Source organism: Aquabacterium sp., assembly GCF_049274795.1.
Classification (GTDB): Bacteria; Pseudomonadota; Gammaproteobacteria; order Burkholderiales; family Burkholderiaceae_C; genus Aquabacterium.
The window spans coordinates 64,046-78,499 of sequence record NZ_JBASTH010000088.1; the positions used below are offsets into that span (position 1 = coordinate 64,046).

A 14,454-nucleotide genomic window follows, 5' to 3' on the forward strand; every position below is an offset into this window, starting at 1 on the left:
CCGATGGTCCGGTTTTCCACGGTTTGCAGGGTTTCGGCGTGCTGGCCAAGCCTCAGGCTGCCGTGCGGGCGATCTCCTCGCGCAGCCAGTCACGCAGCAGGGCTGCCCACCGTGCCTGCGCGGCGTCCATGGCCTGGTGCTTGATCGGGCCGAAGCCACGGATGTCTTCCGGCACACGGGCGATCTCGACGGCGCGGGCCAGCCGCTCGGCGTTGAGCTGGCCCAGCAGGCCCTGGATCAGTCCGCGGTACTGGGCGATCAGGGCGCGCTCGGCACGGCGTTCGGCGCTGTGGCCGAAGGGATCGAGCGGCGTGCCGCGCAGGCCCTTGAAGCGCGCCAGCAGGCCCATGGCGGGCTGCATCCAGGCACCGAAGCGCCGCTTGGCCGGGCGGGTGCCGTCTTTCGCTTCACCCAGCGTGGGCGGTGCCAGGTGGAAGGCCACCTTGTAGTCGCCCTCGAAATCCTGAGCGATCTGCGCCTGAAAGGCGGGATCGCTCAACAGGCGCGCCACCTCGTACTCGTCCTTGTAGGCCATCAGCTTGAAGAGGTTGCGGGCCACGGCCAGCGTGAGCGCCTGGCCACCCAGAGGTTGCTCGACCTCGGCCACGCGGTCGATGAAATCGACGTACTGGCGGGCGTAGGCGGCATTCTGGTAGGCCGTGAGGTACTCGGCGCGGCGGTTGACCACGGCCTCCAGCGACTCATGCTTGTCAGCCTTCTTGGGTGTCCACTGCACGGGCTGCGCGGGCAAGGCCAGTCGCTGCACGGCGGCCAGGTCGTGCGCGGCGCAGCGCCCCCATTCAAAGGCGGCCTGGTTGTTGGCCACCTGCACCTCGTTGAGCTCGATGGCGCGCAGGATGGCGGCGCGGCTCAGCGGCACCCAGCCCTTCTGCCACGCATAGCCCAGCATCAGCGGGTTGGCATAGATGGTGTCGCCCAACAAGGCCGTGGCGAGCTGGTTGGCATCGAGCCGGCCCACGGCGTGGATGGGCTGGTCATCGGCGCCCAGGGCCTCGCCATCAGCCATGGCGCCATCACCGGGGCCGGCCACGGCAGCATCGATCAGGCTGTCGCAATGCCCGCCAGGGAACTGCCACTGCGCGTTCTTCACGAAGGCGGCCGAGGGCGTGCCGTGTACGTTCAGCGCCACGCGGGTGCGCCCATTGGCCATGGTGCCCAGCGTGGCCGGTTGCGCCGCCACCAACGGATCACACGCGATGACCAGATCGGCCGCGCCAGTGGACACGCGCGTGGTGTGGATGGCCTGCTGCGAATCGGCGATCTGGATGTGGCTCCAGGTGGCGCCGCCCTTCTGCGCCAGGCCGGCCGCATCCTGCGTGACGATGCCCTTGCCTTCGATGTGCGCGGCCACGCCCAGCAACTGGCCGATGGTGATCACGCCCGTGCCGCCGATGCCGGCCACGACGATGCCGTAGGCGCTGGCGGTGCGCGGTACCGTGGGCTCGGGCAGTTGGTCTGCCGGCAGAACAGGCATGGTCTTGTCGGCCTTGTGCTTCTTGCGCAGCGTGCCGCCTTCGACCGTGACCAGGCTGGGGCAGAAGCCCTTCACGCAGGTGGTGTCCTGGTTGCAGGTGCTCTGGTTGATGCGGCGCTTGCGGCCGAACGCCGTGTCCACCGGCTCCACGCTCAGGCAGTTGGACTGCACCGAGCAATCGCCACAGCCTTCGCACACCAACTCGTTGATGACGACGTGCTTCGTGGCCTGCGCCATGGTGCCGCGCTTGCGGCGGCGGCGCTTCTCGGTGGCGCAGGTCTGGTCGTAGATGATGATGGTGCAGCCGGGCAGCTCACGCATCTGGCGCTGGATGGCATCAAGGTCATCACGGTGGTGCACGGTGGCGCCCGGGGCCAGGTCGGTGCAGTTGTCGTACTTCTCGGGCTCATCGCTGACGATGGCGATGCGGCCCACGCCCTCGGCGTGCAGCTCGCGGCTGATGGCGGGCACGCCCAGGCTGCCGTCCAGCGGCTGGCCGCCGGTCATGGCCACCGCGTCGTTGTAGAGGATCTTGTAGGTGATGTTGACCTTGGCCGCGATGCTCTGGCGCACGGCCAGCAGGCCCGAGTGGAAGTAGGTGCCATCGCCCAGATTGGCGAACACGTGCTGCTCGGTGGTGAAGGGCGCTTGGCCCACCCAGCTCACGCCCTCGCCGCCCATCTGCGTGAAGGTGCTCGTGCTGCGGTCCATCCACACCACCATGTAGTGGCAGCCGATGCCGGCCATGGCGCGCGATCCTTCGGGCACGCGGGTGGAGGTGTTGTGCGGGCAGCCGCTGCAGAACCAGGGCGCACGGTCGGTGGCGGCCTTGCCGCCTTGGGCAGTGCTCACGTTCAGGGCCACGCGCTCCTTGGCCTCGATCAGGGCCAGGCGCTCGTCGATGCGGCGGCGGGTGTCTTCATCGAGCAAGGCCTTCAGGCCCAGCGCATCGAGGCGCTGCGCCACGGCACGCGCCACCAATGATGGGTTCAGGTCGGCCTTGGCGCGCAGCAGCCAGTGGGCCGCCGGGTTGGCGCGTGACCACTCGCCGCCGGTCTGGTCGCCCAGGGGCTCGTCGAACTTGCCCAGCACGTTGGGGCGCACGTCCTCGCGCCAGTTGTAGAGCTCTTCCTTGAGCTGGTATTCGATGACCTGGCGCTTCTCTTCGATCACCAGGATCTCTTGCAGGCCGGTGGCGAACTCGCGCGTGGTGGTCGCCTCCAATGGCCACACGACGTTGACCTTGTGCACGCGCAGGCCGACGCGCGCACAGGTGGCGTCATCAAGCCCCAGATCCACCAAGGCCTGGCGCAGGTCGTTGTAGGCCTTGCCGCTGGCGATCAGGCCCAGGCGCGCGTGCAGCGAGTCGATCACCGTGTGGTTGAGCCGGTTGGCGCGGATGTAGGCCAGCGCGGCGTACCACTTGTAGTCCATCAGCCGCGCTTCCTGATCGAGCGGCGAATCGGGCCAGCGGATGTGCAGGCCGCCGGCGGGCATATAGAAATCCTCCGGCATCACGATGCGCACGCGGTCCGGATCGACCGAGACGCTGCTGGCGGATTCGACCACCTCTTGAATCGTCTTCATGCCGGCCCACAGGCCCGAGAAGCGGCTCATGGCCCAGGCATGCAGGCCCAGGTCCAGGATCTCCTGCACGGTGCTGGGAAAGAACACCGGCAGCCCGCAGGCCTTGAAGATGTGGTCGCTCTGGTGCGCCACGGAAGAGCTTTTGGCCACGTGGTCGTCACCCGCCACGGCGATCACGCCGCCCAGGCGCGCGGTGCCGGCCATGTTGGCGTGCTTGAAGACATCGGAGCAGCGGTCCACCCCCGGGCCCTTGCCGTACCAGAGGCCGAAGACGCCGTCGAAGCGCTTGTGTTCGGGATAGAGATCGAGCTGCTGCGTGCCCCACACGGCGGTGGCGCCCAGCTCTTCGTTCACGCCGGGCTGGAAGACCACGTTGTGTGATTCGAGGTGCTCGCGTGCCTTCCACAAGGCCTGGTCGTAACCGCCGAGGGGCGAGCCGCGGTAGCCGCTGATGAAGCCGGCGGTGTGCAGGCCGGCCATCGTGTCGCGCGTGTGCTGCAGCATGGGCAGCCGCACCAGGGCCTGGATGCCGCTCATGAAGACGCGGCCCTGCTCTTGCGCGTATTTGTCGTCCAGGCTGAGGGAAGCCAGGGCCTTGAGCACCGATTCGGGCAAGGGAGCGTTCATGCGCACAACCTCCGCGGGATGTGCCGTGTCGCTCTCCAGGCCGCTTGTGGCGACCCGTGCGCTCGGCAGGGATCCACGGGTTCAGTGTAGGCAGCACGCGGGCAACGTGGGTACTGGTTTGCTGCCGGAAAACCCTTATTCTTGACCTTCACTCACTATTTTTCGTGTTGTTTTGCCTGTGAACCCCGATTGACGCCAGGCCATGGCTGCTGATAATTGAGCAGCACTCAAATATCAAACCCATGCCCGCCACTGACCTCCAGCAGCCCCGCACGCCTCTGCAGCGCACCGCCCCCCGGCGAGCCAAGTCGCAGCAGCGCGTGGCCGAGTTGCTGGCCGCCGCCCGCGCGGTGTTCTCGGAGCACGGCTTCCAGCGCGCCACCACCGCGCAGATCGCCGAGAAGGCGGGCGTGTCCGAGGCCACGGTGTTCACCTACTTCGCGGGCAAGCGCGAGCTGTGCATCCAGGTGATCTCCGACTGGTACGACGAGATCAGCGGCGACCTGGAAGCACAGGTGCCTCGTCTGCAGGGCGTGCGCGCCAAGCTGGCCTACGTGATCCGCCAGCACCTGGTCACCCTGCTGGCCGATGGTTCCGGCATGTGCGCCCTGGTGCTGGGCGAGGCCCGCGCCACCGCGCCCGAACTGGCCGAGGTGATCACCGACTGCAAGCGCCGCTACACCGCGCCGCTGATGGAGGCGCTGGCCCAGGCGCGTGATGAGGGCCGCATCCGCCAGGACATGCCGCTGCGGCTGATGCGCGATCTGGTCTACGGCTCGATGGAGCATGTGCTGTGGGATTCGATCACGGCGCAGCGGCGGCCGTCGATCGACGAAACCGCCGAGCAACTGACCACCTTGGTCTGGAGCGCGCTGGTACTGCCGGCCGCTCTGCCCTCCATTACGCAAGATCGTGCTGGCACCGCCCCAGCAGCAGCCAGCGATCCCCCTCTTGATGCTGCCCAGGCCCACGCCCAGTTCCGCGACGAGGTTGCTGCCGCCATGGCACGGCTGAACCAGCACTTGGCGAGTTTCTGACGCCGCCACGTCGCACAGCCATCAAGCCCACGAAAGAACACCGAGCCCGACGCCCACCATGCCCACCATGCCCGCCATCGTCACCCAGCTCAACCCGCGCGCCGAGAGCTTTCGCGCCAACGCCCAGGCCATGCAGGCCCTGGTGGCCGACCTGGATGCTCAGTTCGACCGCATCGCGCAAGGCGGCGGCGAGGCCGCACGCGCCAAGCACCTCTCGCGCGGCAAGCTGCTGCCGCGCGATCGCCTGGCACGCCTGCTCGACCCCGGCTCGCCCTTCCTGGAGATCGCCCCGCTGGCCGCGCTGAACGTGTACGACAACGCGTCACCCTGCGCCGGCGTGATCGCGGGCATCGGCCGCGTGGCCGGCGTGGAATGCATGGTCGTCTGCAACGACGCCACCGTGAAGGGCGGCACCTACTACCCGCTCACCGTCAAGAAGCACCTGCGCGCGCAGGAAATCGCCTGGACCAACCGCCTGCCCTGCATCTACCTGGTGGACAGCGGTGGCGCCAACCTGCCCAACCAGGACGAGGTCTTTCCTGATCGCGATCACTTCGGCCGGATCTTCTACAACCAGGCACACATGAGCGCCCTGGGCATCCCCCAGATCGCCGTGGTGATGGGCTCGTGCACGGCCGGCGGCGCCTACATGCCCGCCATGAGCGACGAGACCATCATCGTGAAGAACCAGGGCACGATCTTTTTGGGTGGCCCACCGCTGGTGAAGGCCGCGACGGGCGAGGTCGTGACCAGCGAAGACCTGGGCGGTGGCGATGTGCACACGCGATTGTCGGGCGTGGCCGATCACCTGGCTGATGACGACCTGCATGCGCTGGCCATCGCGCGGCAGAGCGTGGCGCGGCTCAATCGCTCCAGCTACAACAAGCCCGGCGAACTACAGCAAGCACTGCAAGCTGCACGACCGCCTCTGTACGCCGCCGAAGAACTCGACGGCGTGATCCCCACTGACACGCGCAAGCCCTTCGACGTGCGCGAGGTGATCGCCCGCCTGGTCGATGGCTCCGAATTCGACGAGTTCAAGGCGCGCTACGGCACCACGCTGGTCACCGGGTTCGCGCACATCGAGGGCATGCCCGTGGGCATCATCGCCAACAACGGCATCCTGTTCTCGGAGAGCGCCAACAAGGGCGCGCACTTCATCGAGCTGTGCTGCCAGCGCAAGATCCCGCTGGTGTTCCTGCAAAACATCACCGGCTTCATGGTGGGCCGCAAGTTCGAGAACGAAGGCATCGCGCGGGCCGGCGCCAAGATGGTCACGGCCGTGGCCTGCGCGGCGGTGCCGAAGTTCACGGTGATCATCGGCGGCTCGTTCGGCGCGGGCAACTACGGCATGTGCGGCCGGGCCTTCGATCCGCGCTTCGTGTGGATGTGGCCCAACGCGCGCATCAGCGTGATGGGCGGCGAGCAGGCCGCCAGCGTGCTGGCCACCGTCAAGCGCGATGGCATCGAGGGCAAGGGGGGGCAGTGGTCGGCGGATGACGAAGCCGCTTTCAAGGCCCCGATCCGCGAGCAGTACGAAGCGCAGGGCCATCCCTACTATGCCTCGGCCCGCCTGTGGGACGACGGCGTGATCCGTCCCGCCGACACGCGCCGCGTGCTGGCCCTGGGCCTGAGCGCCAGCCTCAACGCACCGATCGCCGAGACGCGCTACGGCGTCTTCCGCATGTGAGCCCGATCACCATGAACTCGACTCTCGACATTCAACGGCAGGACCTGGCCGGCGGCCACGTGGCCACCGTGCGCCTGAACCGCCCCGAGCGCCGCAACGCCTTCGACGCCGACGTGATCACCGAACTCACGGCCACCTTCCAGGCGCTGGCGGCCGAGGATGGCCTGCGCGCCGTGGTGCTGGGTGCGCACGGCAAGGCCTTCTGCGCCGGCGCCGACCTGAACTGGATGCGCGCCATGGCCGACTACAGCTGGGACGAAAACCGCGCCGACGGTGCCCGCCTGGCCGACCTGCTGTGGACGCTGGCCGCCTGCCCTGTGCCGCTGATCGGCCAGGTGCAGGGTGACTGCTACGGCGGTGGCGTGGGCCTGGCCGCCACATGCGATATCGTGGTCGCGGCGCACGAGGCCGTGTTCAGCCTGTCGGAGGTGAAGCTGGGCCTGATCCCCGCCACCATCAGCCCCTACGTGATCCGCGCCATCGGCGAACGCAACGCGCGCCGCTACTTCACCACCGCCGAGCGCTTCGATGCTGCCACGGCGCAGCACCTGGGTCTGGTGCACGAGGTGTGCTCGGCTGACGAGTTGCCCGGCAAGGTCGATGCACTGGTGCAGGCCATCGCGGCCAACGGCCCGCAGGCCGTGCGCGCCAGCAAGCGCCTGATCCACGACATCGCCGATGCCGTGATCGAGCCGGCCCTGAGCGAGCGCACCGCGAAGATCATCGCCGACGTGCGTGCCAGCGATGAAGGCCGCGAAGGCATGCGCGCCTTCCTGGACAAGCGTTCGCCCGCGTGGCAATCCAAGGCGTGAGGACGACAACACCATGTTCAACAAAATCCTGATCGCCAACCGCGGTGAGATTGCCTGCCGAGTCGCGGCCACAGCACGCCGCCTGGGCATCCGCACCGTGGCCGTCTACTCCGATGCGGACGCGAACGCCGCGCACGTGCAGGCCTGCGACGAGGCCGTGCGCCTGGGCCCCGCCGCCGCACGTGACAGCTACCTGCGTGCTGACCTGATCCTGGCTGCCGCGCAGGCCACCGGCGCCCAGGCCGTGCACCCGGGCTATGGCTTTCTCAGCGAGAACGAAGATTTCGCCCAGGCCTGCGCCGATGCCGGCATCGCTTTCATCGGCCCGCCCGCTTCGGCCATCGCGGCCATGGGCAGCAAGTCGGCGGCCAAGCAGTTGATGGAACAGGCCGACGTGCCCCTGGTGCCCGGCTACCACGGCGACCAGCAGGACTCCGCCTTCCTGCGCGAGCAGGCCACACGCATCGGCTACCCGGTGCTGATCAAGGCCAGCGCGGGCGGTGGCGGCAAGGGCATGCGCGTGGTGCGCAGCGAGGCCGATTTCGACGCGGCCCTCGCTTCGTGCCAACGCGAAGCCGCCGCCAGCTTCGGCAGCGCGCAGGTGCTGGTCGAGCGCTACCTGCAACGCCCGCGCCACATCGAGATCCAGGTGTTCGGTGACACGCAGGGCCACTACGTGCACCTCTTCGAACGCGACTGCTCCGTGCAGCGCCGCCACCAGAAGGTGCTGGAAGAAGCGCCCGCCCCTGGCATGAAGCCCGAGCACCGCGCCGCCATGGGAGCCGCAGCCATCGCTGCCGCGCGCAGCGTGGGCTATGTGGGCGCGGGCACGGTGGAGTTCATCGTCGAGCACGATTTCGCCGAGACGGGCCGCTTCTACTTCATGGAGATGAACACGCGCCTGCAGGTAGAGCACCCCGTCACCGAGGCCATCACCGGGCATGACCTGGTTGAATGGCAGTTGCGCGTGGCGGCGGGCGAGCCGCTGCCCGTCACGCAGGATCAGCTGGGCATCCACGGCCACGCCATCGAGGCCCGCATCTGCGCCGAGAACCCGGACCAGCAGTTCCTGCCGGCCATTGGTCACTTGAACCTGCTGCGCACGCCATCAGCATCGGCCTTCACGCGTGCCGACGTACGCATCGACAGCGGCGTGCGCGAGGGAGATGAGATCACGCCGCACTACGACTCGATGATCGCCAAGCTCATCGTGTGGGCACCGGATCGTGCGCAGGCACTGGCCCGGCTGGATACAGCGCTGGCGCACCTGCACATCAGCGATCTGGGCGAGGGCGGGCTGCACACCAACGTGGACTTCCTGCGGCGTGTGGCGGCCACGGAGTCCTTCTCCAAGGCCGAGCTGGACACGGGCTTGATCGAGCGGGAGCAGGCCACGTTGTTTGCACCGCGCGACTCGTCGCCCGCTTGGCTGGCCGCTGCGGCGGCCGCACGCCTGCTGCATCCCGGCGACACAAGCCGTGGCGACAGCGACCGCTCAGGACAAGGCTCTGCCCACAACGCGTCCCCCGCAGCCAACCTCGCCTTCGCCTCGCCCTGGTCACAATCCGACGGCTGGCGCCTGCAAGCCGGCCAAGGCCGACGCTGGCTGGACTTGGCCGTGCAAGGCCAAAGCGAACCGCTGCACGCTGTACTCGCCCACCACCGCGATGGCAGCTTGGCCCTGGAGATCGCCGACGAGCGGCACACGCTCCGGATCCAACCCTTGAGCCACGATCAGTTCGACATCACCATCAATGGTGAACGCCGCCGCCTCAGCATCCACCAGCATGGCGCCACCATCGAGGTGTTCGGCGACACACTGCATACCCGCCTCTCCCTGATCGATCCCTTCTCGCGCAGCACCGGAGGCGACAGCCACGTCGGCCAGCTCGTCACGCAGATGCCCGGCCGCGTGCTGGCCCTGCTCGTGTCCGCGGGTCAGCAGGTCAGCAAGGGCCAGCCGCTGGTCGTCACCGAAGCGATGAAGATGGAACACACGCTCAGCGCTCCGCGCGACGGCACCGTGGCCGAGCTGCTGTGCCAGGTCGGCGACCAGGTGGCCGAAGGCACGGAGCTGCTGCGCCTGGATGCCTCCGCCTGAACACGCACAACACAGACACCCCCAGGACACGCCCCATGCTCCCCACCCATGTCCAGCTCGTCGACGTCGGCCCGCGCGACGGCTTGCAGAACGAAGCCCAGCCCGTCGCCGCTGCCCACAAGATCGAACTCGTGCACCGCCTGCAGGCTGCCGGACTGAAACAGATCGAGGTCACCAGCTTCGTCAGCCCCAAGTGGGTGCCGCAGATGGGCGACAACACCGAGGTCATGGCCGGCCTCCAGCGCCAGCCCGGCGTACGCTACTCAGTGCTCACGCCCAACATGAAGGGCTTCGAAGGCGCCATCGCCGCCAAGGCCGACGAGGTCGTGATCTTCGCGGCCGCGAGCGAAGCCTTCAGCCAGCGCAACATCAACTGCTCCATTGCCGAGTCCATCGAGCGCTTCCGCCCGGTGGCCCAGGCCGCGCGTGAGCATGGCCTGCGCGTGCGCGCGGCCGTGTCCTGCGCGCTGGGCTGCCCCTACGAAGGCGAGATCGCCATCGACAAGGTGGTGGACGTGGCCCGCCGCCTGCTGGACATCGGCAGCGACCACATCGGCATCGCCGACACCATCGGCGTGGGCACGGCCGGCCGCGTGAGCGCGGTGATGGAGGCCACGCTCAAGCACGTGCCGCTGGCCGAATTGAGCGGCCACTTCCACGACACCTACGGCCAGGCCCTGACCAACATCCACGCCTGCCTGCAGTTGGGCATCCACACCTTCGACGCGAGCATCGCCGGCCTGGGCGGCTGCCCGTATGCCAAGGGCGCCACCGGCAACGTGGCCACGGAAGACGTGGTCTACCTGCTGCACGGCCTGGGCATCCACACCGGGCTGGACCTGGACGCGCTGGTCGATGCCGGTGCCTTCATCAGCGGCGTGCTGGGCCGCCCGCCCGCCTCGCGCGTGGCCCGTGCGCTGCTGGCCAAGCGCGCCAGCGCCTGAACACACCGACCAACGACACGGACACTCACCGAGGAGACACCATGAGCGCCACCCTGCCCGGCCTGAACCACATGCTCGGCGACGACATCGATGCGCTGCGCGATGCTGTACGCACCTTCGCCGAGCGCGAGATCGCGCCGCGTGCCGCCGCCATCGACCGCGACAACTTCTTCCCAGCCGACGTGTGGAAAAAGCTGGGCGACCTGGGCCTGCACGGCCTGACCGTGTCCGAGGAGTACGGCGGCACCAACCTGGGCTACACCGCCCACATGGTGGCCATGGAAGAAGTCAGCCGCGCCAGCGCCTCCGTGGGCCTGAGCTACGGCGCGCACTCCAACCTGGCCGTCAACCAGATCCACCGCAACGGCACCGAGGCACAGAAGCGCAAGTACCTGCCCAAGCTGGTCAACGGCGAGCACGTGGGCGCGCTGGCCATGAGCGAGCCCAATGCCGGCTCCGACGTGATCAGCATGAAGCTGCGCGCCGACAAGAAGGGCGACCGCTACGTGCTCAACGGCAGCAAGATGTGGATCACCAACGGCGGTGATGCCGACACCCTGGTCGTCTACGCCAAGACCGAGCCCGAGGCCGGCGCCAAGGGCATGACCGCCTTCATCATCGAAAAAGGCTTCAAGGGTTTCAGCAAGGGCCAGCACCTGGACAAGCTGGGCATGCGCGGCTCCAACACCTACCCGCTGTTCTTCGAGGATTGCGAGGTGCCGGCCGAGAACATCCTGGGCGGTGAAGGCAACGGCGCCAAGGTGCTGATGAGCGGCCTGGACTACGAGCGTGCCGTGCTGTCGGGCGGTCCGCTGGGCATCATGCAGGCCGTGATGGACAACGTGGTTCCCTATGTGCACGATCGCAAGCAGTTCGGCCAGGCCATCGGCGAGTTCCAGTTGCTGCAGGGCAAGCTGGCCGACATGTACACGGTTCAGCAGGCCGCACGTGCCTTCGCCTACACCGTGGCCAAGAACCTTGATGCCATGGGCCCCGCGCACGCGCGTCATGTCCGCAAGGACTGCGCCGCGCTGATCCTATGGACGGCCGAGAAAGCCACCTGGATGGCCGGCGAAGGCGTGCAGATCTTCGGCGGCAACGGCTACATCAACGACTACCCGCTGGGCCGCCTGTGGCGCGACGCCAAGCTCTACGAGATCGGCGCAGGCACCTCCGAGATCCGTCGCATGCTGATCGGCCGCGAGCTGTTTGCCGAAACGGCCTGAGCCATCCCATCGATCAAACCAAAACAGAAAACATCCCCATGAAGATCCAGAACAGCGTCTTCCTCATCACCGGCGGCAGCTCCGGCCTTGGCGCCGCCACCGCATTGGCCGCCTTGCAGGCCGGCGCACGCGTCGTCATTGCCGACCTGCGCGAGCCTCCGGCCGACAGTCCGCTCGCCAACGATGCGAACGCCGTGTTCATCACCACCGACGTGAGCAAGGCCGACAGCGCGCAGAGGGCCGTGGACACCGCCATGAGCCGCTTCGGCCGGCTCGACGTGCTGGTCAATGCCGCAGGCATCGGACCCGCCGAAAAGATCCACGGCAAGAACGGCCCGCACCGGCTGGACAGCTTCGCGCGCACGCTGGAGGTCAACCTGACGGGCAGCTTCAACATGATGCGCCTGGCCGTGCCCGCCATGATCAGCTCCGGCCCCAGCACCGATGATGCGAGCGACAAGAGCGCCTCGCAGGGCGTGATCGTCAACACCGCCTCGGTGGCCGCCTTCGACGGCCAGATCGGCCAGTGCGCCTACGCCGCGTCCAAAGGCGGCATCGTCGCCATGACCCTGCCCGCCGCGCGCGAGCTGGCCCGCGACCGCATCCGCGTGCTCACCATCGCCCCCGGCATCTTCGAGACCCCCATGCTCAAGGGGCTGCCGCAGGAGGTGCAGGACTCACTCGGCGCCAGCGTGCCCCACCCGGCACGCCTGGGCCGCCCCACCGAGTACGCCGCCACCGTGCGCCACATCGTCGAGAACGAGTACCTCAACGGCGAGGTGATCCGGCTGGACGGCGCGATCCGCATGGCGCCACGCTGAGCCGGCAGCATCTGCCCGCACGAACAACACTGACCGGAGCGACCATGAGTGACAACCGCGACCCCATCGTCATCATTGGCGCGCGCCGGACACCCATCGGCAGCTTCCAGGGCGCGCTCTCATCGCTGAGTGGCCCCGCACTGGGCGGTGTGGCCATCGCCGGTGCCCTAGCGCAGGCCGGCGTGCCGCCCGACATGGTCGATGAAGTACTGATGGGCAACTGCCTGATGGCCGGTGTGGGCCAGGCCCCGGCGCGCCAGGCCCTGCGTGCCGCCGGCCTGCCTGTGAGCGTGCCCGCCACCACCCTGAGCAAGATGTGCGGCTCGGCCATGAAGACCGTGATGCTGGCGCATGACCAACTGCTGGCGGGCACCGCCGGTGTGCTGGTGGCTGGCGGCATGGAATCCATGAGCCAGGCCCCCTACCTGCTGCCATCGGCCCGCGCAGGGCAGCGGCTGGGTCACGGCCAGATGGTGGACCACATGTTCTTCGACGGCCTGCAGGATGCTTACGACGGTCAGCTGATGGGCGTGCACGCCGATCGCGTGGCGCAGCGGCTGGGCTTTGATCGCGCCAGTCAGGATGCCTGGGCACTGCGCTCCGTGCAGCGCGCGCAAGCCGCCGTGACCCAAGGCCTCTTCAACGATGAGATCAGCCCCGTTGCCTTGCCTGCAGCGAAAGGCACCTCAAGCCGCACCGTGAACCAGGACGAGGCACCCGGCCAGTGCCAACCCGACAAGATCGGCCGACTCAAGCCCGCCTTCCGATCCGCCGACGATGGCGGCACCATCACACCCGCCAGCTCGGCCTCCATCTCTGATGGCGCTGCCGCCTTGGTGCTGTGCCGTGAGAGCACTGCCATCACCAAAGGCTGGCGGCCACTGGCCAGGCTGCTGGCGCACAGCACGCACGCCGCCGAGCCGGGTGACTTTGCGAGCGCGCCGGTGGGCGCCATCCGCAAGCTGTTCACGCGCACCGGCTGGCAAGCGGCTGATGTGGACCTCTACGAGATCAACGAGGCCTTCGCCGTGGTGCCCATGATCGCTGTCCGTGAACTGGGCCTTGATGACGAGCGCGTGAACGTGCGCGGGGGCGCCTGTGCCATGGGGCATCCCATCGGCGCCACCGGTGCCCGCATCATCGTGACCTTGCTGCACGCGCTGGCACAGACTGGGGGCACACGCGGCGTGGCCTCACTGTGCATTGGCGGCGGCGAGGCCACGGCCGTGGCGCTGGAACGGCTGGGTTGATCAGCGCCCAGCGGGCTTGAACAACGCACCAGGCGTTTTACCGGTCGCCCCGTCGCTCGATGTTGCGGCCCATGAAGCGCCGCTCAGAGGGCGGTGAGCCCTCGCTCCGACCACCCTCCGCATCCTGCTGCCGAGGCTTGCCGCGAGGCACCATGCTCGCCGGTGGGTTGTCTCGATGAGGCACTGACCTGCCGATCAAACCATGGCGAGCCCGTCCGTCGCCCCCTCGGGCCTCGGGGCCTGCCGGAGCGGGTACCGGCGTCGGCAGAGGTGCAGGGGTAGCCGGCATGCCGCTGCTCGGAGGCTGCGATGGTGCCGTCAGCCCTCCAGGCCGGCGATAAGAGCCCCATCGCACGCCTGGCGAAGGGTTATCAGCATCCCTTGGCGCAGTACCCATCGGCGGATGCCCTCCAAGGCCAGGCCGAGGCTCCGTATGTGGGGGCAACGGTGACGATGAGGGCGGTGGCTGCACCGCCTGTGGCGGACGAGGCAGTGGCATGGGCCTCACAGGCGGCCCCACAGGCGGCAACCCATGGGCGCTCCGCACGGGCCGTCGCAGATACGGCGGCGGGGGCGCGAACATGGCATGGGGCGCACACCAGAACCCCGACACGAACACCACGACCCCACCCCGGCGCTCGTAATACGGGTTCATCCAGACATAGCCCGGGCGAGGCGGCGGCAACCAGCGCCCCGGCGCCCAGACCCAGCGCGACTGCCAGCCCCAGTAACCGGGCACCCACACCACCTGGCCATAAGGGCGCGCCGGAATGACCTCGGCCACCAATGGCGGCGGCCCTTCATCGATGAACAGGGGATCCGGCTGCACCATCGGCGCGTTCTCGACCACGTAGCCGCCGGGCG

General features: G+C 68.3%; 9 protein-coding genes. 8 read left to right on the top strand and 1 reads right to left on the bottom strand.

The annotated features are described in order from the left end of the window. Positions 1–52 precede the first annotated feature (52 nt). Positions 53–3,709: an indolepyruvate ferredoxin oxidoreductase family protein gene (locus tag WAQ08_RS14450; RefSeq protein ID WP_422192362.1), complete on the bottom strand. Its 3,657-nt coding sequence runs from the start codon at positions 3,707–3,709 to the stop codon at positions 53–55. Positions 3,710–3,951: 242 nt separating this feature from the next. Between WAQ08_RS14450 and WAQ08_RS14455 the strand changes: the two genes are divergently transcribed. The 8 genes from WAQ08_RS14455 (at position 3,952) to WAQ08_RS14490 (ending at position 13,590) form a co-directional block, all read left to right on the top strand. Continuing rightward, on the top strand, positions 3,952–4,746 hold the full coding sequence (locus WAQ08_RS14455) for a TetR/AcrR family transcriptional regulator (RefSeq protein ID WP_422192364.1): 795 nt from the start codon (positions 3,952–3,954) through the stop codon (positions 4,744–4,746). 67 nt (positions 4,747–4,813) lie between these two features. After that, positions 4,814–6,436 (top strand): carboxyl transferase domain-containing protein, encoded by a 1,623-nt coding sequence (locus tag WAQ08_RS14460; protein ID WP_422192448.1) that lies wholly within the window; start codon positions 4,814–4,816, stop codon positions 6,434–6,436. Between the two features lie 11 nt (positions 6,437–6,447). Next, on the top strand, positions 6,448–7,248 hold the full coding sequence (locus WAQ08_RS14465) for an enoyl-CoA hydratase/isomerase family protein (RefSeq protein WP_422192366.1): 801 nt from the start codon (positions 6,448–6,450) through the stop codon (positions 7,246–7,248). 13 nt (positions 7,249–7,261) lie between these two features. Further along, positions 7,262–9,349 (top strand): acetyl/propionyl/methylcrotonyl-CoA carboxylase subunit alpha, encoded by a 2,088-nt coding sequence (locus tag WAQ08_RS14470; protein ID WP_422192368.1) that lies wholly within the window; start codon positions 7,262–7,264, stop codon positions 9,347–9,349. Between the two features lie 35 nt (positions 9,350–9,384). Then, on the top strand, positions 9,385–10,293 hold the full coding sequence (locus WAQ08_RS14475) for a hydroxymethylglutaryl-CoA lyase (RefSeq protein ID WP_422192370.1): 909 nt from the start codon (positions 9,385–9,387) through the stop codon (positions 10,291–10,293). A 41-nt stretch (positions 10,294–10,334) separates the two neighbouring features. Continuing rightward, on the top strand, positions 10,335–11,519 hold the full coding sequence (locus tag WAQ08_RS14480) for an isovaleryl-CoA dehydrogenase (RefSeq protein WP_422192371.1): 1,185 nt from the start codon (positions 10,335–10,337) through the stop codon (positions 11,517–11,519). Between the two features lie 38 nt (positions 11,520–11,557). After that, complete coding sequence (locus WAQ08_RS14485; protein WP_422192373.1) at positions 11,558–12,340, top strand: SDR family NAD(P)-dependent oxidoreductase; 783 nt, start codon at positions 11,558–11,560, stop codon at positions 12,338–12,340. 44 nt (positions 12,341–12,384) lie between these two features. Then, entirely contained in the window at positions 12,385–13,590 is a 1,206-nt protein-coding gene (locus tag WAQ08_RS14490) for a thiolase family protein (protein WP_422192375.1), read from the top strand. Positions 13,591–14,454: the final 864 nt, after the last annotated feature.